The following is a 23,709-nucleotide window of genomic DNA, read 5'->3' on the forward strand; positions in this document are numbered from 1 at the left end:
GAGCGGGGACCATCAGATCGGCGCCACGTCGACGGAGACGGCGAGCTGGGACTTCTTGGCCTCGGTGAAGATCACGCCCTTGAGGGGAGGGACGTCGCCGTAGTCGCGGCCCCACGCGAGGGTGACGTAGCGGTCGTTCTGCCACTGGTCGTTGGTCGGGTCGAGGGCGAGCCACTCGTCGTCGCCGAGCCAGACCGCGACCCACGCGTGCGAGGCGTCGGCGCCCACCACGCGCTCCTTGCCGGGCGGCGGCTCGGTGGCGAGGTAGCCGCTGACGTAGCGCGCGGCGAGGCCGTGGGCACGCAGCGCGGAGAGCGTGAAGTGGGCGAAGTCCTGGCACACGCCGGCGCGCTTGGCGAGGATCTCCGAGACCGTCGAGGTGACCGTCGTGGCGGTCGCGTCGTAGTCGAAGTCGGCGTGGATGCGGTGCACCAGGTCGGTGACCGCCTCGCCGACCGGCCGGCCCGGGGTGAGCGAGTCGGCGGCGTAGTCGCGCGCGCCGCCGTGCACGGGGACCGCGGCGCTCGGCAGCGCGAAGTCGGTGGCCCTCCACGCGCCGGGGGCGGCCGGTGACAGCAGCGGGCGCACCGACTCCCACGGTCGCGCGGCGGCCTCCTCGTCGACCGCCGGCGGTACGACGTCGACCTCGCCGCTGCCGACGACGACCAGCTGGCTGTGCGGGCTGGTCACCTGGAAGTAGGTGACCGTGTTGCCGTAGTAGTCGGCATCGCGGCTGAGGTCGCCCGGCTCGGGGTCGACCCGCACGTCGTAGCCGGTCACCTGCTGCCACGGCAGCGAGCGCGGGACGAGGTGGCCGATGCCGTAGCTGTCGGTGACGTCGTCGTCGTAGGTGTAGGTCGTGCGGTGCTCGACCCGGTAGCGCGTCATGTCGTCGCCTCGGTCAGGTCTGGGAGCACGCCGAAGCTGCGCGGGCGCGGTCCGGTCGCGAAGTGCAGGTCGCGGACGGCCTCGGCGATCCGCTCCAGCTGCGCGGTGACGTCGTCGAGGAAGACCACCAGGTGCGGGCGCTCGACACCGCCGATGGCGACCAGCGCGGAGACGTCGGTGCCCTCGACCTCGGCGATCAGGTCGTCGAGCAGCCGCTCGGGCCGGGTCGAGCCGGTCGAGGCGACCTGGCCGGCGAGGTGCTCGTGCAGGCGGTGGAGAGCGAACACCAGCGAGCGCGGGTTCTCCGGGTCCATCAGCAGCAGGTCGAGGACGCCGGCCGGGCGGACGTAGTCGCGGTAGCGGCGGCGGTGGGTGACCGAGCTCTCCGCCGCGGTCAGCACGGCGGCCAGGACCTCGCGGTCGACGTCGAGCCCGCGGCGCTCGGTGGTGAGCCGGAGCAGGTGGCAGACCTGCAGGCTGCGCTCGAGGTAGCGCCCGGCAGCGGCCATGTGCCAGCCGGCGTCGCGGATCATGCTCGCCGTCACGCCCTGCAGCGCCAGCACGGCGGTGAGCATCCGGCCGGCCGACTCGGCGACCTGGTGGCTGTGGTGCGACCCCTCGAGGACGGCGGTGGCACGGTCGACCGAGCCCATCGCGCGCCAGGCGTCGGTCGACATCTGGTCGCGCACGCCGGTCAGCGCGTCGCGCAGTCCGTCGAGCGAGTGGGCGGCCGAGCCGGCGCGGTCCGGGTCGAGGAGCACCGAGCGCAGGTCGTCCTCGTCGTCGTCGTACGCACGGCCGGAGAGGCGGTGCACGGCCGACATCAGCACGTCGGAGCTCACGCCACCGGTCGTGCGCGGACGGGTGCGGTAGTCCGCGACCAGCACGTGCGCCGCGAGCACCAGCCGGAGCATGTCCTCGGCACGCTCGGAGTAGCGCCCGAACCAGAACATGTCGTCGAGCACGCGCGGCACGGTCGCCGGCAGCGAGCGCACGGCCGTCATCGGCAGCACGTCGGTCAGCCCCTGGTCGGGCTGCGAGGTGTCGTCCTTGAGGACCCAGACGTCCTTGCTCGCGACCGTCCGGTCGCCGTCGCGGGCGGTGGCGAGGCCGCCGAGCAGCGGCCGGTACGCCGAGCCGTAGCGCAGTGTGAACGCTCTCAGCAGCACGTCGGCGGGCCGCGCGGTGCGCCCGCGCCAGGTCGGCGACTGCGAGAGCTGCATCCGCTGCTGGCCGACGAAGGCGTGCGGCCGCGCGGCGACCGTGAGCCGGATCCGCTCGGGCGAGGCGCCGGTGAGGGTCAGGTCGGAGCCGTCGATGGAGCGCACCACGACCTCGTCGAGGTGGTCGAGCACGTGGTCCAGCCCGTCGGGGTCGCCGCACCACCAGGTCGGCACCGACTCCAGCCGCAGCGGCTCACCCAGCAGGTGCTCGCAGGCGGCGGGCAGGAAGGGCAGCAGGCCGGGGTTCTCGAGGACGCCCGAGCCCAGCCCGTTGACCACGCGGACCCGGCCGCGCCGCACGGCCTCCGCGAGACCCGAGACGCCCAGCTGCGAGTCGCCGCGCAGCTCCAGCGGGTCGCTCCACGCCGCGTCGACCCGACGCAGGATCACGTCGACGCGCTCCAGGCGCTGCGGCGTCTTCATCAGCACCCAGCCGTCGCGCACGGTCAGGTCGCTGCCCTGGACGAGGGGGAAGCCGAGGTTCGAGGCGATCGCGGCCTGGTCGTAGTAGGTCTCCGAGTGCAGCCCCGGGCTGAGCACCACGACGCGCGGGTCGGGCAGGTCGCCGGTCGCCGACTGCAGCAGCGCCGACCGCAGCGCCCACAGGTACGGCGCCATCCGGTGCAGGTCGGCCTCGCGGTAGAGCTCCGGCATGACCCGGCTGAGCACGCGGCGGTTCTCCAGCGCGTAGCCGAGGCCCGACGGCGCCTGGGTGCGGTCACCGAGCACGCGCCAGGTGCCGTCGGCGTCGCGGCCCAGGTCGGTCGCGGACAGCACGAGCGGCCGGGGGTCGACCGACGACTGCCGGGCCATGATCCGCGTGAAGCCACGGTGCCCGAGCACGACCGCCGGCGGCACGATGCCCTCGGCCAGCAGGGTCTGCTCGCCGTACAGGTCGGCGAGGACGGCGTTGAGGAGCTCGGCGCGCTGGGCCAGGCCGACCTCGAGCTGCCGCCACGAGGGGGCGTCGACGATCAGCGGGACCGGGTCGAGCCGCCAGCGGGTGGGTCGCTCGCCGGGCCGGGAGTAGGTGACGCCGTCGTCCTCGAGGAAGCGCGCGATCTCGTCGGCGACGCGCCGCATGTCGTCGGCGTCGATCCGGGTCGCGACCTCCGCGAGCCGCTTCCAGGGCGCGCGCAACGAGCCGTCCGGGCCGACCACCTCGTCGTACCGGCTCGTGACCTCGGCGTCACCGCCACCGTTCCCGGACCCGGCCAGGGTCGGCTGGGTGAGTCCCGCGGCGTAGTCCCGCAGAACGGTCACGGGCCGCTCCGCGGCGTCCTCGACGCCACGCGCCGCAGGTCCAGGGTGTGGGGGTACTCGGTCGACGCGACCTCGCGCGCCAGCCGGCGCAGCACGGCGACGTCGATCGGGCCGGCCGTGTGGCGGCGCGGCTCGAAGCGCGCGGCACGGCGGGCCTCGGCCTCCTGGGCGTTGACCGGCGGGTGGTCGTAGGTGCGGCCGCCCGGGTGCACGACGTGGTACGTCGCCCCACCCAGGCTCACACCGGCGGCCACGTCGACGACGTCGAAGGTCAACGGCGAGTCGACCGGGATCGACGGGTGCAGCGCCGACCACGGCGCCCAGGCCTTGTAGCGCACGCCGCCGTAGTGGCCCGTGGGGACGGGTCCGGGGTCGACGGCGGTCAGCGGCACGGGAACACCCTGACATGTGACGAGGTGGCGGTCAGGATCGATTCCACGCACCGTCACCTGGATCCGCTCGACCGAGGAGTCGACGTAGCGCGCCGTGCCGGAGCCGGTCGCCTCCTCGCCGAGGACGTGCCACGGCTCGACGCCCTGGCGCAGCTCCAGGCTGATGCTGCCGGCGACGTCGGCGAAGCCGATCCGCGGGAACCGGAACTCCGTGAACGGCGCCAGCCACGCGGGATCGAAGTCGATGCCCGCCGCGACGAGGTCGGCGACGACCTCGTGGATGTCGGCGATCGCGCCCTGCGGGAGCAGGAAGTCCTCGTGCAGCCGGGTGCCCCAGCGCACCAGGGGCGCGGTCGACGGGTCGATCGGCCGGTCCCAGAACATCGCGACCAGGCTGCGCACGAGCAGCGCCTGGACCAGCGCCATCTGCGGGTGCGGCGGCATCTCGAAGCCGCGCAGCTCCAGGAGCCCGAGCCGGCCGCGGGTCGAGTCCGGGCTGTAGAGCTTGTCGATGCAGAACTCGGCGCGGTGGGTGTTTCCGGTGAGGTCGGTCAGCAGGTGGCGCAGCGCGCGGTCGACCAGCCACGGGCGCGGCTCGCCCTCGGCGGCCGTCCGCAGCACCTCGGCGCAGGCGATCTCCATCTCGTAGACCGACTCCGGCCGGCCCTCGTCGAAGCGCGGTGCCTGGCTGGTCGGGCCGATGAAGCGGCCGGAGAAGAGGTACGACAGCGACGGGTGGCGCTGCCAGTAGGTCACCAGGCTGACCAGCAGGTCCGGCCGGCGCAGCAGCGGGCTGTCGACCGGCTGGTGCCCGCCGAGGGTGAGGTGGTTGCCGCCGCCGGTGCCGGTGTGGAGGCCGTCGAGGTCGAACTTCTCGGTCGACAGCTTCACCCGCCGGGCCTCGGAGTAGAGCGCGGTCGTCAGGTCGCGCTGCTCGGCCCAGGACCGGGTCGGCTGCACGTTGACCTCGATGACGCCGGGGTCGGGCGTGACCGACAGCTGCACGAGCCGCGGGTCGGGCGGCGGCTGGTAGCCCTCGAGCACGACCGTCGTGGCCGTGCCCGCGGCGGCGGTCTCGACGACGTGGAGCAGGTCGGCGTAGTCCTCGAAGCGGGTGGTCGGCGGCAGGAAGACGTGGACGTGCCCGTCGCGCTCCTCGAAGGCGAGCGCCGTCCGGTCGGCACCCTCGGCCGTCGCGAGGGCGACCGGCGGGATGCCGGGGACGACGGACTCCCCCGCCTCGAGGTACGACGGCTGGGCGGGCGCCTCCGGGTCGGTCCAGTCGATCGAGTCCAGCGGCAGCCGGAGCCCGACGGCGCTGGTACCGGGGCTGAGGACCAGCCGGCCGCGGCGGAACCGCCAGTCGGGGCTGGTCCAGCCGGTCTCGCCCGTTGTGAGCGGTAACACCCAGCCGGTCGGCTCGGTGACGTCGGCGTCCAGGCGGGCGACCAGGTCCTCGGTGGCATCGCTCTCACCGGCCGTCGGCCGGTCGCCGTCGGGCTGGGCGACGTGGGCGACCAGCGCGGCGAAGGGGTCCTCGAAGGCCGGCCGCAGCTGGTCGCCGGGGAGGCCGAGGAGACGGGCCACCTCGGCGCCGACGGCCTCGGCGGCGGCGCCGGTCGCGGCCCCGGGCGCCCACGGGTCGGCGAGCAGCGCCGGGTCCGCCCACAGCGGCTCACCGTCGGCGCGCCACTGCAGCCCGATCGCCCACCGGGGCAGCGGCTCGCCGGGGTACCACTTGCCCTGGCCGCGGTGCACGACGCCGCCCTCGGCGTACCGGGTACGAAGGCGGTCCGCGAGCTCGGTCGCCAGCCGGCGCTTCTCGGGACCGTCGGCGTCGGTGCTCCACTCGGGCGTCGAGGAGTCCTCGAGCGAGACGAAGGTGGGCTCGCCGCCCATCGTCAGCCGCACGTCGCCGGCCTCGAGCCGCTTGTCGACCGCCGCGCCGAGCTCGTCGATGCGGGCCCACTGCGACGCCGTGTACGGCGCCGTGACCCGCGGGTCCTCGTGCACCCGGGTGACGGTGTTGCTGAACCCGAAGGTCACCTCGACGGGGTCGGTGGCGCCCTCGATCGGCGCGGCGGAGCTCGGGTGCGGCGTGGCCGAGAGCGGGATGTGTCCCTCGCCCGCGAAGAGCGCGCTGGTCGGGTCCATCCCGACCCACCCGGCACCGGGCAGGAAGACCTCCGCCCACGCGTGCAGGTCGGTGAAGTCCTCGGTCGGGCCGGTCGGGCCGTCGAGGCCCTCGGTCGCGAACGCGTCGGACGCCAGCTGGACGAGGTAGCCCGAGACGAAGCGGGCGGCCAGGCCGTACTGGCGCAGCAGGCTGACGAGCAGCCACGCCGAGTCGCGGCACGACCCGATCCCGCTGGCGAGGGTGTGGTCCGGCGTCTGGACGCCCGGCTCCATCCGCACCGAGTACGCCACGTCACGGTGCACCGCGGAGTTGAGCTCGGCGAGGAACTGCACGGTCGCGACGCCGTCCTCCGGCAGCGGCGGCAGGCCCTCGCGCCAGGCGCCGGTCGCCTCCGAGTCGGCGACCGGGCGCAGGTACGGCGCGAGGTCCGCGGCGAGGTGCTCGTCGTAGGCGAACGGGACGCGCTCGGCGTACTCCTCGATGAAGAAGTCGAACGGGTTGATCACCATCAGGTCGGCCACCAGCCCGACCGTGATGTCGAGGGTCTTCACCTTCTCGGGGAAGACCAGCCGGGCCAGCCAGTTGCCGAACGGGTCCTGCTGCCAGTTGACGAAGTGCCCGGCCGGCTCGACCTTCAGCGTGTAGGCCTCGATCGGCGTACGGCAGTGCGGGGCCGGCCGCAGTCGCACGACGTGCGGCCCGACGGCGACCGGGTGGGCGAAGTCGTACGTCGTGCGATGCTCCAGCGCGACCTTGATCGACATGGGGTCAGCCTAGGGACCCGCACCGCATCGCAGGTTTCGGCGAGGTCACGACCCCCGGGCTGCTCGTCGCGCCGCCCGCCGTTTCTGCACGGAGGAGCGAACGAGGAACGAGTGAGCGGGGGAGGAAGAAACGGCTTTTCGAGGCGGGGCGACATGCCCGAGCGGAGCGAGGGCCTGACGAGCAGAGCGTCATCCGGCCTGGCTGATCCGCCAGTGCCCGTCCTCCTGCACCAGGCTCACCGTCGACGACTCCTTGTCGCCGCCGAAGATGATCTGCACCGGCACCTTCGCGGTCGAGCCGGTGATCGTCGCCTTGCCGACCGCGTAGTCGACCTGGTCCTCGAAGCCGGTGGGGATGTCGTCGGGGTCGCAGTTCCCCTCCTTCTCGAGGTACGCCTCGGTGACCAGGTCCTCGGCGGTCGCGCAGTCGCCGCTGAACACCGAGTTCATGAACGCCTCGACCACCGCCTCGGGGTCGTCGGCGACGGCGTCGGCCGTGCTGCTGCCCTGCGGCGACGGGGCGTCCGTGGTGGATGCGTCGGTGGCGTCCGTGGAGTCGGTGGCGTCGGTCGGTTCGGTGGGCTCGTCGGTGGGCTCGTCGGTGCCGGTGTCGTCGCTGGGCGAGGTGCTCTCGCTGGTCGTGTCGCGCCCGTCCGCGTCGTCGTCACCGTCGTCGTCGCCCGTCAGCAGCAGGACGAGGCCGACGACGACCCCGACCAGCGCGAGCGCGCCGAGGATGCCGAGGGCGATCAGCAGTCCCTTGCCGCGTCCGGAGGGACCGCCCGGCGGCGGGAAGCCCGGCGGGCCGCTCGGGGGGCCACCCGGCGGGAAGCCGGGCGGCGGGAAGGCCGGCGGGGGACCCGGGGGCGGCGGCGGGTACGAGGGAGGCGGGACGGCGCCGTACGGCTGGTTCGGGTCGCTCATTGCATCTGCTCCAGGTAGTCGGAGAACCAGTCCTCGATCTTCGAGGGGTCGGTCGGCATGCCGGAGAACAGCTCGCTCGGCGGGATCTCGGTCCCGTTGCCCGGCAGGTCGGGGAAGTCGGACGGGTTGATCGAGGGGAAGTCCGACGGGTCGATCGAGGGGAAGTCCGACGGGTCGATCGTGGGGGTGTCGAGGGTCGGCGCTGCGCTGCCGTCGCTCTCCTCGGTCACCGAGGACGTCGCGTCGTCGGTCGTCGTCCCCGACTTGTCGTCATCACCACGCTGGGTCACCAGGAGGATGCCGACGACCACGACGGCCACCGCCACCAGCGCGCCGAGCACACCGATCGCGATCCGCAGGCCCTTGCCTCCTCCGACCTGGAGCTGGCTGGGAGTGGGTTCGGGCACCTTTTCTCCTGGGGTGGTGATGCGTGGGGGGCGCCCCCCACCGTATCCATCCCGCGCCGCACCGCCTCGCCGGTGCGGCCGCACGCGGCACAATGGCACCCATGTCCGCCGTACCCGCTGCCCGGAAGGCGTTCTCCGCCCTGGGCGTCGAGCACGCCTCGACGGTCTCCCGGGTCGCCGCGGAGCTGCGGCGGGCAGTGTTCGAGGGTGAGCTGGAGAGCGGCACGCCGCTGCGCGAGATCGCGCTCGCCGAGTCGCTGGGCGTGTCCCGGCCGACCGTGCGCGAGGCCCTGACCGTGCTCGTCGCCGAGGGCCTGGCCACCCGCGAGCCGCACCGCGGCGTCGCCGTCGCGACCCCGCGCGCCGACTCGGTGCGCGACGTGTGTCGCGCCCGGTGGGTCCTCGAGGGCGCCGGCGTCCACGCCTGGACCGTCGCCGATCCGGCGCGGCGACAGCGGGTCCGGGACACGCTCGACGCCTACACGGCCGCGGTCCGGGGTGGTGAGGCGTCGTACGAGGAGCTCAATGAGCGCCACCTCTCCTTCCACGTCTCGCTCGTGGAGCTGACCGGCAGCCCGCGGCTGGTGCAGATGGCCGAGGCGCTGATGGACGAGCTCAAGCTCGCCCTCGCCCAGGTCGACCGCCTGCACCGCAACGCCCACGACGAGGCCGAGGCCCACGAGGGTCTGGTCGCCCTGCTCGAGGCCGGCGACATCGACGGTCCCGGCGGCGCCGCCGCCTTCCTGCGCAAGCACATCGACGACGCCGAGGTCGAGGTCATCGAGGCGCTCGGGCTGGAGTGAGGCCGCCGCACCTGAGCGGAGCGAAGGTGCGGATGCAGGCCGAAGGTCGAGGAGCGCCGGCGAGCTCGCGCAGCGGAGCAAGCGAGGTCGTGGCGCGTCACGAGACCCGAGCCCGTTGCGTGGCGGAACCCGCCTGCAGCCCGTGCAAGGCGTCTCGTCGCGGTCGCTGCGCGACCTCCTCGACGTACCCGGCGACCTGCCAGACTGGGGCCATGATCGCCTTCCTCTCCCGCTGGGGGATCACCGCCGCGTCGCTGGCGCTCGCCGCCGGGCTGATCGACGGGATCTGGTTCAAGGGCGCCACCGAGGGCCGCGCCGAGATCGACGACAAGATCGTGCCGCTCCTCGTGGTCGCGCTGATCTCGTGCGGCATCACCGCGTGGGTGAAGCCGGTGCTCACCCTGCTGTCGATCCCGTTCATCCTGGTGACGCTCGGGCTCTTCCTGATCGTGCTGAACGCGTTGCTGCTGCGGTTCACCGCGTGGCTCGCCGACCAGGCCGACCTCGGCTTCCACGTCGAGGGCTTCTGGCCGGCCGTGTGGGGTGCGATCATCATCAGCGTCACGACCTGGTTCCTCGACGCGATCGTCGGCGTCGAGGACTGATGACCGCCTCCGTCCCCGCGCCCCGCTCCCCGGGGCGCTACGTCGTGTCCGTCGTGTGCCTCGGCAACATCTGCCGATCCCCCATGGCCGACGTCGTCCTCCAGGCCCGCGTCGCCGACGCCGGGCTCGACGACCGGGTCGAGGTGCTCAGCGCCGGCACCGGCGACTGGCACGCCGGCGACCGGATGGACCGCCGGGCCGCCGCACTCCTCACCTCCGAGGGGTACGACGCCAGCCGTCACCGCGCCCAGCAGGTCCTGCCCGACTGGCTCGACCAGCACGACCTCGTCCTCGCGATGGACCAGGAGAACCTGCGCGACCTGCGCGCCCTGGGTGCCCTCGCCGGCGCCGGGCCGCAGCGGCTGCGCCTGTTCCGCGACTTCGACCCGGCGGGCCCGGGCGACGTACCCGACCCGTACTACGGGGGCGACGCCGGCTTCCGAGGCGTGCTGGACATGGTCGAGCGCACGGCCGACGCCCTCGTCGCGCAGCTCGCGGCCGTCGTACCCGACTGACAAAGGACGCGCGGGTTCTTTGTGGGGTCGGTCGTGGAGGGCGGTTGACGCAGGTCGTAGATTGCTAGGACGTCCTAGTAATTGCGGTAGAGGAGAACACAGATGACGAACATCGAACGGGTCGGCGTGGTCGGCGGCGGCCTGATGGGGTCAGGCATCGCCGAGGTGAGCGCCCGCGCCGGCAAGGACGTCATCGTCGCCGAGTCCTCCCCCGCGGCCGCCGACGCCGCCCGCGCCCGACTGGAGGCCTCCCTCAAGCGCGCGGAGAGCCGCGGCAAGATCACCTCCGCCGACGAGGTGCTCGCCCGGATCCGCGTCGTCGACGACCTTACCGCCCTCGCCGACCGCGACCTCGTCGTCGAGGCGATCGTCGAGGACGAGCAGGCCAAGACGGGCCTCTTCCGGCAGCTCGACGAGATCGTCACCTCCCCCGACGCGATCCTCGCCTCGAACACCTCCTCGATCCCGATCATGAAGCTCGCGGTCGCCACCAGCCGCCCCACCCACGTGCTCGGCGTCCACTTCTTCAACCCGGTCCCCGTGCTCTCGCTCGTCGAGCTGGTCCCCTCGCTGATGACCGACGAGGCGACCACCGAGCGCGCCCGCGCCTTCGTCCAGGACGACCTCGGCAAGCACGCCATCGACTGCCAGGACCGCGCGGGCTTCGTCGTCAACGCCCTGCTGATCCCGTTCATCCTCTCCGCGATCCGGATGTTCGAGTCCGGCTTCGCCTCCGCCGAGGACATCGACCAGGGCCTCGTCCAGGGCGCCGCCCACCCCCAGGGCCCGCTCGCCCTCGCCGACCTGATCGGCCTCGACACCGTCAAGGCCGTCGCCGAGTCGCTCTACGAGGAGTTCAAGGAGCCGCTGTACGCCGCCCCGCCGCTCCTCGCGCGGATGGTCGAGGCGCGCCTGCTCGGCCGCAAGTCCGGCCGCGGCTTCTACACCTACGGCTGATCCCGCTTCTCCTGCTGGGCTCCGCCCGCACCCGGTGCGGGCGGAGCCCAGCAGGAGCCGACGTCAGTCCGGGAAGTCCCCCGACGACCGCCGCACCTTCCGCAGCAATTGGTAGGCGTCGCCCTGCTGCCGGTCGGTGAGGCCGGTGATCGCGAAGTCGATCCCCTCGACCGCGGCGGTGGCCTTCTTCACCGTGCTGCGGCCGGTCGCCGTCAGCCGGGCGAGGGTACGACGCCGGTCGTCCTCGTCCGGGACGCGCTCCACGAAGCCCTGCGCCTCCAGTCGGTCGATCGCGCTGGTGACCGAGGTGGGGTGCACCATGAGCCGCTCGCCGATCTTGCTGAGCGGCAGCTCGCCGCGCTTGCTGAACAGCAGCAGCACGAGCACCTCGTAGCGGGAGAAGGTCAGCCCGAAGGGCTTCAGGGCGCCGTCGAGGGCGCCGATCATCAGCTGCTGCACGCGCATCACCGACGTGGCCAGGCGCATCGACGTCGCGTCGCCGAAGTGCTGCTCCCACAGGTCGCCCGCACGATCGATCGGGTCGAAGGGCAGGCGCGGGTCGGGCATGGGGCGACCCTATGACATCGGCCACGCGGACGGCGGCAGGCACTTCCCATATTTACTAGGACGTCCTACTATCGGAGGTCCGAGCACTTCCGAACGCCGCGGAGGATCCCCGCATGTCCGACACCGCCCTGCACGTCCCCGAGCACCCGGTCCGCCTGGTCACCGCGTCGAGCCTCTTCGACGGTCACGACGCATCGATCAACATCATGCGGCGGATCTTCCAGAGCCAGGGCTGCGAGGTCATCCACCTCGGGCACAACCGCTCCGTGGCCGAGGTGGTCGAGGCGGCGATCGAGGAGGACGTCCAGGGCATCGCGGTGTCGTCGTACCAGGGCGGGCACGTGGAGTACTTCGAGTACCTCACCGAGCTCCTCCGCGAGCGCGGCGCGGGTCACATCCGCGTCGTCGGCGGCGGCGGGGGCGTGATCGTCCACGACGAGATCGACCGCCTCCGCAAGTCCGGCGTCACCATCTTCTCCCCCGAGGACGGCCAGCGCCTCGGCCTGCCCGGCATGGTGAACACGGTGGTGAAGGACTGCGACGTCGACCTGTGGGAGACGGGGAGCGTCACCGCCGACCAGGTGCTCAGCGGCGACCGCACCGCGCTCGCCCGGGCCATCACCGGCGCCGAGCTCGGCAAGCTCGACGACGCCCTGCTCGAGCGGCTGCGCAGCGCCGCCGCGGAGCGGCACGTGCCCGTGCTCGGCATCACCGGCACCGGCGGCTCGGGCAAGTCCAGCCTCACCGACGAGCTGGTACGACGCCTGCGCACCGACCAGCAGGACAAGATCCGGGTCGCGGTGCTCGCCGTCGACCCCACCCGGCGCAAGGGCGGCGGCGCGCTGCTCGGCGACCGGATCCGGATGAACAGCCTGGACCTCAACGGCCCGGGCCTGGACCGCGACCGCGTCTACTTCCGCAGCCTCGCCACCCGAGGCGCGCACGAGGTCCCCGAGCACCTCACCGACGTGCTGGACGTCATCAGGTCGGCCGGCTTCGACCTCGTCATCGTCGAGACGCCGGGCATCGGGCAGGGCGACGCCGCGATCGTCCCCTTCGTCGACACCTCGCTCTACGTGATGACACCCGAGTTCGGCGCCGCCTCGCAGCTGGAGAAGATCGACATGCTCGACTTCGCCGACGCCGTGGCGATCAACAAGTTCGAGCGCCGCGGCGCCGCTGACGCGCTGCGCGACGTCGGCCGCCAGATGGTCCGCAACCGCGAGGCGTTCGGCAAGCAGCCCTCGGACATGCCCGTCTTCGGCACCTCGGCCGCGACCTTCGACGACGACGGCGTGACGGCGCTCTACCAGTTCCTGCGCGGCCTCCTCGTCGACAAGGGACTCGTCGCCGACGAGGGCCTGCTCGCCGCGGTGGAGGGCAAGCAGTCGACCCGGATCCAGCAGGTGCTGCCCGGCGAGCGGGTGCGCTACCTCGCGGAGATCGCGCACACCGTGCGCGGCTACCACGCCGACACCGAGCTGCTCGTCGCCAAGGTACGCCGTGCGCAGCGCTTCACCGCCGTGGCCGAGGAGCTCGACGAGATCGAGGACCTCGCGGCCGCCGCCGCCCGCGCCAACGACGACCTGCCGCTGGACGTGCGCGACCAGCTGAGCGAGTGGCCCGCCGTCGTGGCGTCGTACGACGAGGACACCCGCGCCAACGGGCGGGTCTCGCTGTCCGGCAACCACGTGCCGCGCGTCGCCGTACCTCGCTACGACGACCAGGGCGAGCTGGTCCGCTTCTGGCGCCGGGAGAACCTGCCGGGCAGGTTCCCCTTCACCGCCGGGGTCTTCCCGTTCAAGCGCGCGGACGAGGACCCGGCCCGCATGTTCGCGGGCGAGGGCGACCCGTTCCGGACCAACAAGCGCTTCAAGCTGCTCTCCGAGGGACAGCCCGCCACCCGGCTGTCGACCGCGTTCGACTCGGTCACCCTCTACGGCCGCGACCCTGACGAGCGCCCCGACATCTACGGCAAGATCGGCACCTCGGGCGTCTCCGTCGCCACTCTCGAGGACATGAAGGCGCTCTACGACGGCTTCGACCTCCTCTCCCCGACCACGTCGGTCTCGATGACGATCAACGGCCCGGCGCCCACGGTGCTGGCGTTCTTCCTGAACACCGTCATCGACCAGGCCAAGGAGCGCGGCATCGATCCGGCCGAGGCCCTGAAGACCGTGCGCGGCACCGTGCAGGCCGACATCCTCAAGGAGGACCAGGGCCAGAACACCTGCCTGTTCTCCACCGAGTTCTCGCTGCGCTGCATGGCCGACATCCAGGAGTGGTTCATCCAGCAGCAGGTGCGCAACTTCTACTCGGTGTCCATCTCGGGCTACCACATCGCCGAGGCGGGGGCGAACCCCATCAGCCAGCTCGCGTTCACGCTGGCCAACGGGTTCACCTACGTCGAGTCGTACCTCGCCCGCGGCATGGCGATCGACGACTTCGCGCCCAACCTGTCGTTCTTCTTCTCCAACGGCATGGACCCCGAGTACTCCGTCATCGGTCGCGTCGCGCGCCGGATCTGGGCCGTCGCGATGCGGGACAAGTACGGCGCCAACGAGCGCTCGCAGAAGCTGAAGTACCACGTGCAGACGTCGGGCCGCTCCCTGCACGCGCAGGAGATGGACTTCAACGACATCCGCACCACCCTGCAGGCGCTCATCGCGATCTACGACAACGCGAACTCCCTGCACACCAACGCCTACGACGAGGCCGTCACCACCCCGTCGACCGAGTCGGTGCGGCGCGCCCTCGCGATCCAGCTGATCATCAACCGCGAGTGGGGGCTGGCGATGAACGAGAACCCGCTGCAGGGTTCGTTCGTCATCGACCAGCTCACCGACCTGGTCGAGGAGGCGGTCCTGCTGGAGTTCGACCGGATCTCGGAGCGCGGCGGCGTCCTCGGCGCGATGGAGACCGGCTACCAGCGCGGCCGGATCCAGGACGAGTCGATGCTCTACGAGCACAAGAAGCACGACGGCACGCTGCCGATCATCGGCGTCAACACCTTCCGCAACCCCGCGGCCGGCGACGGCACCCCCGACGAGATCGAGCTCGCCCGCGCGACGACGGAGGAGAAGGACTCCCAGCTCGCCCGCGTGCGCGACTTCCAGGGCCGCCACACCGACGAGGCCGCGGCGGCGATCGCCCGGCTCAAGGAGGCCGCCACCAGCGGTGAGAACGTCTTCGCCGTCCTCATGGACGCTGCGCGGGTGTGCTCGCTGGGCCAGGTCACCGAGGCCTTCTTCGAGGTCGGCGGGCAGTACCGCCGCAACGTCTGAGAAAACTTTCGAGGCGCATGTCGAAAGCGTCCGCGGTCGTTCGACGTAGGTTCGTAAGTCACCCACCTACGACCGAGAAGGACTGATCAAGATGCCGCGTTTCATGGGTTTCGTGCGGATGGAAGAGGGACAGGGCATGCCGCCGCAGGCGCTGTTCGACGCGATGGACGTCTACATCGGCGAGCAGGCCCAGCAGGGTCACTTCCTCGACGGGGGCGGCCTGTTCGGCCTCGAGGACGCCGTGAACTTCGTCGTCCGTACCGGTGAGGTCACCCGCGTCGACGGCCCGTACGCCGAGGCGCGGGAGGCCGTGGGCGGCTGGGCGCTGCTGCAGTACGACAGCCTCGAGGAGGCCATCGCCGGGCAGGAGGAGTTCGCGCAGCTCCACGCCAAGCACTGGCCCGAGTGCACGATGGTCGCCACGCTGCGCCAGGTCCCCGACGAGCCGCCGACGCCGGCCGACGCCTGACCGACCGGCTCACCACGCGTCGTGTGCCGTGCGGCCAGCCCTAGGCTGGCCGCATGGCCGACGCCACCACCGCCGACGCGATCACCGCCACCTGGCGCCTCGAGTCGGCCCGCCTCGTCGGCGCGCTCGCCCGGATGACCCGGGACGTGGAGCTCGCGGAGGACCTCGCCCAGGACGCGCTGGTCGCCGCCCTGGAGCACTGGCCGACGTCCGGCGTCCCCGAGAACCCGGCGGCCTGGCTGATGACGACCGCCAAGCGGCGCGCCGTCGACACGTTCCGGCGCGCCGAGACGCTGCGCCGCAAGACCGACGAGCTCGGCCACGCCGCGAGGGAGGTGAGCACGATGCCCGACCTGGACGCCCAGGTCGACCACATCGAGGACGACGTCCTGCGACTGGTCTTCCTCTGCTGCCACCCGGCGCTGACGCCCGAGTCCCGTGCCGCGCTCACCCTGCGCCTGGTCGGCGGACTGACCACCGACGAGATCGCACGCGGCTTCCTCGTGCCCAGCACCACGATGGGCCAGCGCATCTCGCGCGCCAAGAAGACCCTCGCCGAGGCCGGCGCGGAGCTCGAGCTGCCGACCGGCGACGAGCGCACCCGCCGCCTCGACGACGTGATGGCGGTGGTCTACCTCGTCTTCACCGAGGGCTACGTCGCCACCGCGGGCGACGACTGGACCCGGCCCGACCTCGCCCAGGAGGGCATCCGCCTCGCTCGCCTGCTGGCCGGGATCGCGCCCGAGGAGCCCGAGGTCCACGGGCTGCAGGCGCTGCTCGAGCTGCAGGGCTCACGGATCCCGGCCCGCACCGACGCCGACGGCGAGCCGGTGCTGCTCGACGACCAGGACCGCGACCGCTGGGACCAGCTGCTCGTGCGCCGCGGCCTCGCCGCGCTCACCCGCGCCGAGGAGCTCGCCTCCCGCGGCCTGCCCGTCGGCCGCTACTACCTCCAGGCGGCGATCGCCGCCGTCCACGCCCGGTCCGCGAGTGCGAAGGACACCGACTGGACCCGCATCGCCCGCCTCTACGACGTCCTGGCCGCCGCCGCGCCGGGCCCGGTCGTCGAGGTGAACCGCGCCGTCGCCCACGGTCGTGCCGCAGGCCCGGCGGCCGGGCTCGCGGTCCTCGACGCGATCGACCCCGGAGCCCTGCGCGACTCCCCGCTCGTCCCGAGCGTCCGCGGCGACCTGCTCGAGCGGGCCGGCCGGCAGGCGGAGGCAGCTGAGCAGTTCGACGAGGCGGCCCGCCGTACCCGCAACGAGGGTGAACGCGCGCTGCTCCAGCGCCGGGCCGCGAGCAACCGCGGCTAGTCAGCCGACCAGCACGCCCCGGTCGTCGGCGACCGCGGTCGACCCCCCGGCCGGCGTGGGCGTGAGCAGCCAATTGGCCACCCCCGCTGCCAGCACCAGCACCGCCGCCACCAGCGGTACGACGAGCGCGGCGTCGGTCCCGAAGCGGTCGGCCAGGGTGCCGGTCACCACCGAGGCGGTGGCCTGGCCGACGATCACGGCCGAGCCGAGCATCGTCATCACGGTGGCCGAGCGGCCGGCCGGGCTGCGCAGGGCACCCAGGCTGTACTGGGTGACCATGGTCGGCCCGACGCCCGTGCCGACCACCAGCAGCAGCAGCGCCATCTGCGCGACCGATCCGACGAACGGCAGCACCGCGGTGCCGGCCACCAGCACGCCGGCGAAGACCAGCCAGCGGGCCCGCAGCGTGAACCGCGACGGGAGGAGGGCGACGCCGAGCGCGAAGGCGGCGGAGCCGATGCCCATCACGCCGTAGACCAGGCCGGCGGCCTCGGGGTTGCCGTGCTCGCCCATGAACGCGGTCAGCGAGGTGAGCATCGAGCCGAAGAAGAGGCCGACGCCGAGGATGCCGGCGACCACGACGACGAGCGCCGGACGGGCGAGGTCGGACGCGGGGGCGGTCTCGACCGCCGTACCCCGGGTGGAGCGGACGTCGACCGAGGTGGGGTGGACCGCGAAGGCCGAGACGAAGACCAGCGTGACGACGGCGGCTGCGGCGACCGGGGCCCACGGGTCGACGGCGGTGCCGAGCAGGCCGACGAGGAAGGGACCGACGATGAAGACCATCTCGTCGGCGGCCGACTCGTAGGCCATGGTCGCGTCGAAGGTCCGCTCGCGGCGGGCCGGGGCGATGCGGGCGGCGATGATCTCGACCAGCCGGCTGCGCGACATCGGTGCGATCTGCGGCGCGCTCGCGCCCACCACGAAGGCGACGGCGAGGACGGCCGCACCGGGCAGCGGGCTGTAGACCACCCAGGCCATCAGGCCCAGCGCCGCGGTCGACGCCACACCGGCGACGAGCAGCACGGGCCGCTGGCCGAACCGGTCGGCGGCCGCGCCCAGCAGCGGGCCGAAGCAGGCGGCACCCACGCCGACCATGGCGGAGCTGAGGCCACCGAAGGCGAGCGAGTCGCGGCCGGCGACCACCAGGGTCAGCACGCCCACGACCATCATGGCGTAGGGCAGTCGCGCCACGAGCGCGATCGGGAAGTACGTCGGGCCGGTCGCGCGGAGCAGCGACGGGGAGTGATCGGTCATGTCCTCGGAGGTCCTGCGGTCTGGTGCCGCCTTGGACCGCCGGTCGAGCCGGCGCGAGGTAGATACACGAGTGGATCTGTTGGTCCCATCCTACGCCGGCGTGTGGCGGTGACGGCAATCAACGGCCGGCTCTTAGTAGGGTCCGGACATGAGCACGCAGCCGACGTACGACCAGCTCGTCACCCTCCCCGCCTACGCCGTCCAGCCGGTGCCGAACGCGTTCGAGGACAGCAACGGCTTCCTCAACGTCCGGCACTACCTGGGCATCGGCAGCGAGGGCCTCGACGAGTCGCTCCACCAGATCGGCATCCCGTTCAACTGGCCCATGATCAGCGGGTTCGCGTGCCTGTCGGCCGAGCACCACCTGACCTACCAGCACGAGCTCAAGACCGGCGACGAGATGTCGGTCCGCGTGCGCATCCTCGGGCGCTCGGACCGCGCCGCGCACGCCGTGGTCTACGTCCTCGACGACACCAACCAGCGGGTCGCCTGCGTCTTCGAGGAGATCTTCCTCTGCGTGCAGATCGCCGACCGAAGGACGGCGCCGTGGCCGGCCGACATCGCCGCCGGCCTCGACCGGCTGGTCGCCGAGCACGCCGCGATCGGCTGGGAGCCGGTGCTGTCCGGCTCGCTCGCCCTGCGCTGACCCGCGACGGCGGGGGCGGCTAGAGCTGCTGCTCCTCGACGAGAACCCGGATGCTCGGCAGCAGCGCCAGGCCGTTCACCACGACCGAGAACACCAGCAGCGCGAGCGCCCAGTCCCCGTGACCGGCATCGGCCAGCGCCACGCAGGCCAGGCCGAACACGACGACCTTGGCGACGGGTCGTACGACGGTGCCGCCGTACCTCGCCTTGGGCGAGGCGAACAGGAACCACACCGTCATCGCGACGAGGGGCAGCAGCCAGACGAGCAGCCACTGCGGGTCGTGGTGCCCTCCCCAGACGCCGAAGGCGGCGACCGCCAGCAGCTCGTCGACGAACACCAGCGCCATGACCGACCACCCGAAGATCGCACTCACCCAGCGATCATAGGGCGGGCGCGCGAAGGCCCCGTCCGTCACCGGACGGGGCCGTCACGGGTCAACGCCAGACGCGCACCCAGTCGACGCTCATGGTCGCCGAGGTGGGCGTGTCCGCGACGACGCTGTTCCAGCCGCCGCCGAACACCTGGGTCATCACGAGGTAGAACGGCTGGTCGAACGGAGCCGAGCCGGCGAGCGGGGAGGCGTCGAGCCACGAGTGCTCGAAGCAGACCCGGTCGTCGTAGAGGAAGCGCATCGAGGTCGACGTCCACTCCACCGCGTAGTCGTGGAACTGGCTGCTCGCGCCGGCCACGGGGCAGTTGAAGCCGGTGCTCTGCAGCGGGTTCTCGCCGGTGTAGTGGACCGACGGGTAGACCTTCCCGGGGTCGCCGCTGAACCACTCGGCGACGTCGATCTCGCCCGAGGCCGGCCAGGCGCCGTAGGTGTGCTGCTGCGGGTAGAGCCACAGGGCGGAGTGGATGCCCTGGATGGTGGTCTCGGGCATCCTGGCCCGGAACTCGAAGCGGCCGTAGGTCTGGCTGAACTTGCCGTACCCGACGACGGTCGCCGCGCTGATGTCGGTGGTGAAGGCGCCGTACGGGCTCTGGCACACGAACGGGGCCGACTCCTTGCGGACGGTCAGCCGGAGCACGCCGGACCCGACGGACACGTTGTCCGGGTCGTCGACGTAGCAGCCCTCGTTCTGGCCCACCGGGACGCCGGTCACCGAGGTGTCCTGGACCATCCACTTGGTGCGGTCGAGCGCGCTGCCGTCGAAGTTGTCCTCGAACGAGCAGGTGTAGCGGCCGCCGCCCGGCTTGGCGAGGCGCTCGCCGCCGCAGGCCTGCTGCTTGGGCGGCGCGGCCGACGTGGGCGCGGTCGCGACCGGCGCGAGCGCAGTGACGGATGCCGTGATCGCACCGACGGCGCACAGCAGACGAAGACGCAGCATGATGGAACCTTCCCCCCGGGGTCCCCGACGCCCGGCCCCGACGGGGCTCTCCTGAGCGACGGCAACAAGTTTCAGGGGAGATCCTTGCCCAGCCGGAGTGATCTCGGCCATACATGGAAGCCCGGAATGAGATGACCCGAACGAACCATCACCACACATCGGTCGGGCGACCCCTTGCCGACGACCTCGGACACCCGGTCCCGCTGACCGCTCCGGCCCGCCGGATCGTGTCCCTCGTGCCCTCCATCACCGAGGCGCTGGCGACCGACGTCCCCGACCGCCTGGTCGGCGCCACGGACTGGTGCACCCACCCGGCCGACCTCGACGTCACCCGTGTCCGGGGCACCAAGAACCCCGACCTGGCCGCCCTCCGCGCGCTCGAGCCCGACCTCGTGGTCGCCAACAAGGAGGAGAACCGCGAGCTCGACGTACGCCGGCTGCGCGACGCCGGGGTGGCGGTCTGGGTGACCGACATCGAGACGGTCCCGCAGGCACTCGACTCCCTCGACCGCCTGTACGACGAGGCGCTCGGTCTCGCCCGGCCGACATGGCTGGAGGCGGCGCGGTCCCGGTGGTCGGGCCCGGTCCCGGAGGCACGTGGCCGGGCCGTCGTCCCGGTCTGGCGGGACCCCTGGCTGGTCGTCGGGCCGCGCACCTACACCGGCGACCTGCTCCGCCGGCTCGGCTGGGTGAACGCCTTCGACGACGGCCCCGACCGGTACCCGACCGTGCCGCTGGGCGCGATCGACCGGGACGACGTCGACCTGGTGCTGCTGCCCGACGAGCCGTACGTGTTCACCGAGGACGACGGGCCCGAGGCCTTCACGAAGGTGCCGACGAGGCTGGTGTCGGGGCGGCTGCTGACCTGGTACGGACCGGCCATGGTCGAGGCCCACGACACGCTCGCGGACTGACCCGCCCAGGCACCGTGCGAGGCCCCGCCTCGAGCACTGTCATGGGTGTCACAGGCTGTGACACCAATTCGTAACCGATGGGCCGGATTGCCGAAACCTCACGGGCGCACAGTGGAGGACATGAAGAAGACGACCTCCCCTGAGACCCAGACCGGCCGTCACCTCGAGAGCGTCGGCACGAACCCTGCCGACGCCGTCGAGACTGATGCCGTTGCTCGCGCCGTTGCCCGCCGGGCCGCCCTCCGCGACCGTCACGCCCAGAACCTCACCCGGCTGATGGACCAGCGCAGCGACCTGCGCGGAGTGAACTCGCTCGCCGACTTCGTCGACGACGCCGTCCGCTGGACCGCCTGACCCTCGATCCCCCACCCCCCGACCGCCGCAAGGGACGTCATGCGAACCGGTCGCTCCGGCGACCGCTTCGCATGACGTCCCCGCCGTTCTTCAGCGCCGGCGGCGCGCGGTGCCGAACATGCCGCGGGCGATCTCGGCCGCGGCGGTGCGCATGAACTGCTTGAACGCCGACGACTTCACGACGTCCTTGACGATCTCGCCGGCGCCACCGCCGTCGTCCTTCCTCCTCGCCTCCGCCTTCTTCGCGGCCGGCTTGTCGGCGGCCTCCTCCTCGGCCTTCGCCTTCTCGGCGGCCGCGGCACCGTCCTCGAGCTTCTTGGCGAGGATCTCCCGGGCGGACTCGCGGTCGACGACCTCGGCGTACCTCGCGTAGCGCGGGCTGGCCTTGACGGTCGCCTCCATCGACTCGGCACTGCTCGGCGCCATCAGCGACTCGGGAGCCCGCAGCCGCGTCCAGGCCACCGGGGTCGGCGCGCCCTTCTCGCCCATCACCGTCACGATCGCCTCGCCGATGCCGAGCGTCGTGATGACCTCGCCGAGGTCGGCGTACGCGCTCTTCGGGTAGGTGTTGACGGTGGCCTTGAGCGCCTTCGCGTCGTTGGGCGTGTGCGCGCGGAGCTGGTGCTGGACGCGGGAGCCGAGCTGCGCCAGCACGTCGTCGGGCACGTCGGTCGGGCTCTGCGTCACGAAGAAGACGCCGACGCCCTTCGACCGGATCAGCCGCACCGTCTGGGCGATCGACTCCAGGAACGGCTTCGAGGCGTCCTTGAACAGCAGGTGGGCCTCGTCGAAGAAGAACACCAGCTTCGGCTTGTCCACGTCGCCCACCTCGGGCAGGTCGTGGAAGAGGTCCGCGAGCAGCCACGTCAGGAAGGTCGAGAAGATCGCCGGCCGGTCCTGCAGGTTCGGCAGCTCGACCAGGCTGACCAGGCCGCGGCCGTCGGGCGCCTGCTGGAGGAGGTCGGCGGAGTCGAACTCCGGCTCCCCGAAGAACGCCTCGGCGCCCTGGTCGGCGAACGCGATCAGCTCGCGCAGGATCACGCCCGCGGTCGCGGCGGACAGTCCCCCGAGCTCCTTCAGGTCGGCCTTGCCCTCCTCGCTCGTCAGGTGCTGGACGACGGCGCGCAGGTCCTGGAGGTCGAGCAGCGGCAGGCCCTGCTTGTCGGCGTAGTGGAAGACCAGGCCCAGGCTGGACTCCTGGGTGTCGTTGAGGCCGAGGACCCGGCTGAGCAGGATCGGGCCGAAGGACGTCACCGTCACCCGGACCGGGATGCCGGTGCCCTGGCCACCGAGCGCGTAGTACTCGACCGGGAACGCGGTCGCCTTCCAGTCCTGGCCCACCGACTTCGTGCGCGCGAGCAGCTTGTCGTTGGCCTCGCCGGCGGTGGCGATGCCGGACAGGTCGCCCTTGATGTCGGCGGCGAAGACCGGGACGCCGTTCGCGCTGAGCTGCTCGGCGAGCAGCTGGAGGGTCTTGGTCTTGCCCGTTCCGGTCGCGCCGGCCACCAGGCCGTGCCGGTTGAGCATCCCGAGCGGGATCCGGATCGTGCTGCCGCTCAGCTGGTCGGGGCCCACCATCAGGCCGCCGAGCTCGAGGGCGGGACCCTCGAACGCGTAGCCGGGGGCGACGGCCTCCTCGACGGGATTCGTGGCGGCGGGTACTGCCTCGGCGGCAGGCGCTGCCTCGGCGGCGGGGGTCTCGGGTGCGGGCGTCTCTCCGGGCGTCTGCTCCTGCGTCATGTCCGGAACTCTAAGCCGAACATGGTGTCGCAGGTCAGACCCGTAGACTCCGAAGCCGTGATCTTCAAGCGTGTGGGGATCGGGCGTCCCTACCCCGATCACGGACTCACCTCCAAGGGCTGGGCCGCCGTCCCCCCGCGCCAGGTCCGCCTCGACGAGCTGGTGACGACCAAGGACACGCTGCAGCTGACGTCGCTGCTCGACGAGGACTCGACCTTCTACGGTGACCTCTTCGCCCACGTGGTGTTGTGGAGGGGTGAGTACTACCTGGAGGACGGGCTGCACCGCGCCCTGCGCGCGGCCCTGCAGCAGCGCAACGTCCTCCACGCCCGCGTGATCCGGATGGAAGGCTGACGACGATGGACGGTCTCGACGTCAGGGACGGCAGCCGCTCGGCGATGACCCTCGCCGTGCTGGCAGTGGTGTTCCTGGCCGGCGTGGCGTGGGCGTGGTCCCGCGTGACCGAGCCGTTCCCGGAGAAGGTCGAGGCCGCCCCGTGCACCGAGACGCTGATCTCGGCCGGTGACGACGTCGCACCCCCGCAGGTGATGGTGACCGTCCTCAACGCCGGCGGCGCCAACGGCCTGGCCGGCAAGACGATGGACAAGCTGGTCGGCTTCGGCTTCGGCGCCGGCAAGACCGGCAACGCCCCGACCAACACCGGACCGGTGTCCGCGCAGGTGTGGGCGGACGACCCCGACGACCCGGCTGCGGTGCTGCTGGCGTCGTACCTGGGGCGGGGGGTGGAGATCGTCGACCAGCCGTCCGGCTACCCGGGCATGACGATCGTGGTCGGCAAGCGGTTCAACGGCGTCAGGAAGGGCCACCCGACGGTGACCGCCAAGAAGGACGCCTACGTCTGTACGCCGCCGCTCAGCTCAAACCCGGATGTTTGATGGCTCGCTGCGCTCGCATGTCGCGCCGCCTGCCAACGCCGTTTCTTCCTCCCCCGCTCGCTC

22 protein-coding genes are annotated in these 23,709 nt (G+C 72.2%); 12 read left to right on the forward strand and 10 right to left on the reverse strand.

Translation table 11 applies throughout. From position 1 onward, the window contains the following. Positions 1-12 precede the first annotated feature (12 nt). The 5 genes from ASE20_RS12505 to ASE20_RS12525 form a co-directional block, all read right to left on the reverse strand. Entirely contained in the window at positions 13-888 is an 876-nt protein-coding gene (locus ASE20_RS12505; protein WP_056894861.1) for a transglutaminase family protein, read from the reverse strand. Continuing rightward, positions 885-3,374, reverse strand: a complete 2,490-nt coding sequence (locus tag ASE20_RS12510) for a circularly permuted type 2 ATP-grasp protein (protein WP_056894862.1) — start codon at positions 3,372-3,374, stop codon at positions 885-887. Before ASE20_RS12510 ends, ASE20_RS12505 begins: the two co-directional genes overlap by 4 nt. After that, the gene (locus tag ASE20_RS12515) at positions 3,371-6,667 is read right to left on the reverse strand and encodes a DUF2126 domain-containing protein (RefSeq protein ID WP_056894863.1); all 3,297 of its coding nucleotides are present in this window, start codon (positions 6,665-6,667) and stop codon (positions 3,371-3,373) included. The genes ASE20_RS12510 and ASE20_RS12515 overlap by 4 nt, the downstream gene beginning before the upstream one ends. A gap of 189 nt (positions 6,668-6,856) precedes the next feature. Next, entirely contained in the window at positions 6,857-7,591 is a 735-nt protein-coding gene (locus ASE20_RS12520; RefSeq protein WP_056894864.1) for a DUF4878 domain-containing protein, read from the reverse strand. Further along, positions 7,588-7,998: a hypothetical protein gene (locus ASE20_RS12525; RefSeq protein ID WP_056894865.1), complete on the reverse strand. Its 411-nt coding sequence runs from the start codon at positions 7,996-7,998 to the stop codon at positions 7,588-7,590. The genes ASE20_RS12520 and ASE20_RS12525 overlap by 4 nt, the downstream gene beginning before the upstream one ends. 101 nt (positions 7,999-8,099) lie before the next feature. On the opposite strand from ASE20_RS12525, the gene ASE20_RS12530 reads away from it, so the two are divergent. The 4 genes from ASE20_RS12530 (at position 8,100) to ASE20_RS12545 (ending at position 10,878) form a co-directional block, all read left to right on the forward strand. Further along, positions 8,100-8,801 carry a GntR family transcriptional regulator gene (locus tag ASE20_RS12530; protein ID WP_056894866.1) on the forward strand — a complete coding sequence of 234 codons (702 nt, stop codon included), beginning with the start codon at positions 8,100-8,102 and terminating at the stop codon, positions 8,799-8,801. A 212-nt stretch (positions 8,802-9,013) separates the two neighbouring features. Next, positions 9,014-9,406, forward strand: coding sequence for a phage holin family protein (locus tag ASE20_RS12535; RefSeq protein ID WP_056894867.1), 393 nt, complete (start codon positions 9,014-9,016; stop codon positions 9,404-9,406). Continuing rightward, a complete protein-coding gene (locus ASE20_RS12540) occupies positions 9,406-9,921 on the forward strand; it encodes a low molecular weight protein-tyrosine-phosphatase (protein WP_056894868.1) in 516 nt (171 codons plus the stop codon). Before ASE20_RS12535 ends, ASE20_RS12540 begins: the two co-directional genes overlap by 1 nt. Before the next feature lie 102 nt (positions 9,922-10,023). Beyond that, on the forward strand, positions 10,024-10,878 hold the full coding sequence (locus ASE20_RS12545; RefSeq protein WP_056894869.1) for a 3-hydroxybutyryl-CoA dehydrogenase: 855 nt from the start codon (positions 10,024-10,026) through the stop codon (positions 10,876-10,878). A 63-nt stretch (positions 10,879-10,941) separates the two neighbouring features. Here the strand turns inward: ASE20_RS12545 and ASE20_RS12550 are convergent, their stop codons facing one another. Next, on the reverse strand, positions 10,942-11,445 hold the full coding sequence (locus ASE20_RS12550; protein WP_056894870.1) for a MarR family winged helix-turn-helix transcriptional regulator: 504 nt from the start codon (positions 11,443-11,445) through the stop codon (positions 10,942-10,944). A gap of 113 nt (positions 11,446-11,558) precedes the next feature. Between ASE20_RS12550 and icmF the strand changes: the two genes are divergently transcribed. The 3 genes from icmF to ASE20_RS12565 all read left to right on the forward strand — a co-directional run bounded on the left by icmF (position 11,559) and on the right by ASE20_RS12565 (position 16,511). Then, positions 11,559-14,729 carry a fused isobutyryl-CoA mutase/GTPase IcmF gene (gene icmF, locus ASE20_RS12555; protein ID WP_056894871.1) on the forward strand — a complete coding sequence of 1,057 codons (3,171 nt, stop codon included), beginning with the start codon at positions 11,559-11,561 and terminating at the stop codon, positions 14,727-14,729. Between the two features lie 118 nt (positions 14,730-14,847). Beyond that, positions 14,848-15,198, forward strand: coding sequence for a YciI family protein (locus ASE20_RS12560; protein WP_235538811.1), 351 nt, complete (start codon positions 14,848-14,850; stop codon positions 15,196-15,198). Positions 15,199-15,251: 53 nt separating this feature from the next. Further along, positions 15,252-16,511, forward strand: coding sequence for an RNA polymerase sigma factor (locus tag ASE20_RS12565; protein ID WP_056894873.1), 1,260 nt, complete (start codon positions 15,252-15,254; stop codon positions 16,509-16,511). Here the strand turns inward: ASE20_RS12565 and ASE20_RS12570 are convergent, their stop codons facing one another. Further along, entirely contained in the window at positions 16,512-17,768 is a 1,257-nt protein-coding gene (locus tag ASE20_RS12570) for an MFS transporter (RefSeq protein WP_056894874.1), read from the reverse strand. Between the two features lie 148 nt (positions 17,769-17,916). Here ASE20_RS12570 and ASE20_RS12575 point away from each other — a divergent pair, with 148 nt between their 5' ends. Beyond that, a complete protein-coding gene (locus ASE20_RS12575) occupies positions 17,917-18,414 on the forward strand; it encodes a thioesterase family protein (RefSeq protein ID WP_056894875.1) in 498 nt (165 codons plus the stop codon). 19 nt (positions 18,415-18,433) lie between these two features. Here the strand turns inward: ASE20_RS12575 and ASE20_RS12580 are convergent, their stop codons facing one another. Beyond that, positions 18,434-18,787 carry a DUF2568 domain-containing protein gene (locus ASE20_RS12580; RefSeq protein ID WP_056894876.1) on the reverse strand — a complete coding sequence of 118 codons (354 nt, stop codon included), beginning with the start codon at positions 18,785-18,787 and terminating at the stop codon, positions 18,434-18,436. Between the two features lie 61 nt (positions 18,788-18,848). Further along, entirely contained in the window at positions 18,849-19,742 is an 894-nt protein-coding gene (locus ASE20_RS12585) for a family 16 glycosylhydrolase (RefSeq protein WP_056894877.1), read from the reverse strand. A 131-nt stretch (positions 19,743-19,873) separates the two neighbouring features. On the opposite strand from ASE20_RS12585, the gene ASE20_RS12590 reads away from it, so the two are divergent. Both ASE20_RS12590 and ASE20_RS12595 read left to right on the forward strand, forming a co-directional pair. After that, entirely contained in the window at positions 19,874-20,656 is a 783-nt protein-coding gene (locus ASE20_RS12590; RefSeq protein WP_056894878.1) for a helical backbone metal receptor, read from the forward strand. Positions 20,657-20,776: 120 nt separating this feature from the next. Continuing rightward, positions 20,777-21,010, forward strand: coding sequence for a hypothetical protein (locus tag ASE20_RS12595; RefSeq protein WP_056894879.1), 234 nt, complete (start codon positions 20,777-20,779; stop codon positions 21,008-21,010). A 90-nt stretch (positions 21,011-21,100) separates the two neighbouring features. Here ASE20_RS12595 and ASE20_RS12600 read toward each other — a convergent pair whose 3' ends face one another. Beyond that, complete coding sequence (locus ASE20_RS12600; RefSeq protein WP_056894880.1) at positions 21,101-22,750, reverse strand: helicase HerA-like domain-containing protein; 1,650 nt, start codon at positions 22,748-22,750, stop codon at positions 21,101-21,103. Between the two features lie 57 nt (positions 22,751-22,807). Between ASE20_RS12600 and ASE20_RS12605 the strand changes: the two genes are divergently transcribed. Next, positions 22,808-23,104 (forward strand): type II toxin-antitoxin system VapB family antitoxin, encoded by a 297-nt coding sequence (locus ASE20_RS12605; protein WP_056894881.1) that lies wholly within the window; start codon positions 22,808-22,810, stop codon positions 23,102-23,104. A 5-nt stretch (positions 23,105-23,109) separates the two neighbouring features. Beyond that, positions 23,110-23,646: a LytR C-terminal domain-containing protein gene (locus tag ASE20_RS12610; protein ID WP_056894882.1), complete on the forward strand. Its 537-nt coding sequence runs from the start codon at positions 23,110-23,112 to the stop codon at positions 23,644-23,646. Positions 23,647-23,709: the final 63 nt, after the last annotated feature.

It is taken from the genome of Nocardioides sp. Root240, assembly GCF_001428825.1.
Taxonomy (GTDB): Bacteria; Actinomycetota; Actinomycetes; order Propionibacteriales; family Nocardioidaceae; genus Nocardioides.

Bases quoted from the DNA above. Each gene is read 5' to 3' on its own strand.
- ASE20_RS12505 (WP_056894861.1), bottom strand. From the start codon at position 888: ATGACGCGCTACCGGGTCGAGCACCGCACGACCTACACCTACGACGAC.
- ASE20_RS12515 (WP_056894863.1), bottom strand. From the start codon at position 6,667: ATGTCGATCAAGGTCGCGCTGGAGCATCGCACGACGTACGACTTCGCC.
- ASE20_RS12520 (WP_056894864.1), bottom strand. From the start codon at position 7,591: ATGAGCGACCCGAACCAGCCGTACGGCGCCGTCCCGCCTCCCTCGTAC.
- ASE20_RS12530 (WP_056894866.1), top strand. From the start codon at position 8,100: ATGTCCGCCGTACCCGCTGCCCGGAAGGCGTTCTCCGCCCTGGGCGTC.
- ASE20_RS12535 (WP_056894867.1), top strand. From the start codon at position 9,014: ATGATCGCCTTCCTCTCCCGCTGGGGGATCACCGCCGCGTCGCTGGCG.
- ASE20_RS12540 (WP_056894868.1), top strand. From the start codon at position 9,406: ATGACCGCCTCCGTCCCCGCGCCCCGCTCCCCGGGGCGCTACGTCGTG.
- ASE20_RS12545 (WP_056894869.1), top strand. From the start codon at position 10,024: ATGACGAACATCGAACGGGTCGGCGTGGTCGGCGGCGGCCTGATGGGG.
- ASE20_RS12550 (WP_056894870.1), bottom strand. From the start codon at position 11,445: ATGCCCGACCCGCGCCTGCCCTTCGACCCGATCGATCGTGCGGGCGAC.
- icmF (WP_056894871.1), top strand. From the start codon at position 11,559: ATGTCCGACACCGCCCTGCACGTCCCCGAGCACCCGGTCCGCCTGGTC.
- ASE20_RS12560 (WP_235538811.1), top strand. From the start codon at position 14,848: ATGGAAGAGGGACAGGGCATGCCGCCGCAGGCGCTGTTCGACGCGATG.
- ASE20_RS12565 (WP_056894873.1), top strand. From the start codon at position 15,252: ATGGCCGACGCCACCACCGCCGACGCGATCACCGCCACCTGGCGCCTC.
- ASE20_RS12570 (WP_056894874.1), bottom strand. From the start codon at position 17,768: ATGACCGATCACTCCCCGTCGCTGCTCCGCGCGACCGGCCCGACGTAC.
- ASE20_RS12575 (WP_056894875.1), top strand. From the start codon at position 17,917: ATGAGCACGCAGCCGACGTACGACCAGCTCGTCACCCTCCCCGCCTAC.
- ASE20_RS12585 (WP_056894877.1), bottom strand. From the start codon at position 19,742: ATGCTGCGTCTTCGTCTGCTGTGCGCCGTCGGTGCGATCACGGCATCC.
- ASE20_RS12590 (WP_056894878.1), top strand. From the start codon at position 19,874: ATGACCCGAACGAACCATCACCACACATCGGTCGGGCGACCCCTTGCC.
- ASE20_RS12595 (WP_056894879.1), top strand. From the start codon at position 20,777: ATGAAGAAGACGACCTCCCCTGAGACCCAGACCGGCCGTCACCTCGAG.
- ASE20_RS12600 (WP_056894880.1), bottom strand. From the start codon at position 22,750: ATGACGCAGGAGCAGACGCCCGGAGAGACGCCCGCACCCGAGACCCCC.
- ASE20_RS12610 (WP_056894882.1), top strand. From the start codon at position 23,110: ATGGACGGTCTCGACGTCAGGGACGGCAGCCGCTCGGCGATGACCCTC.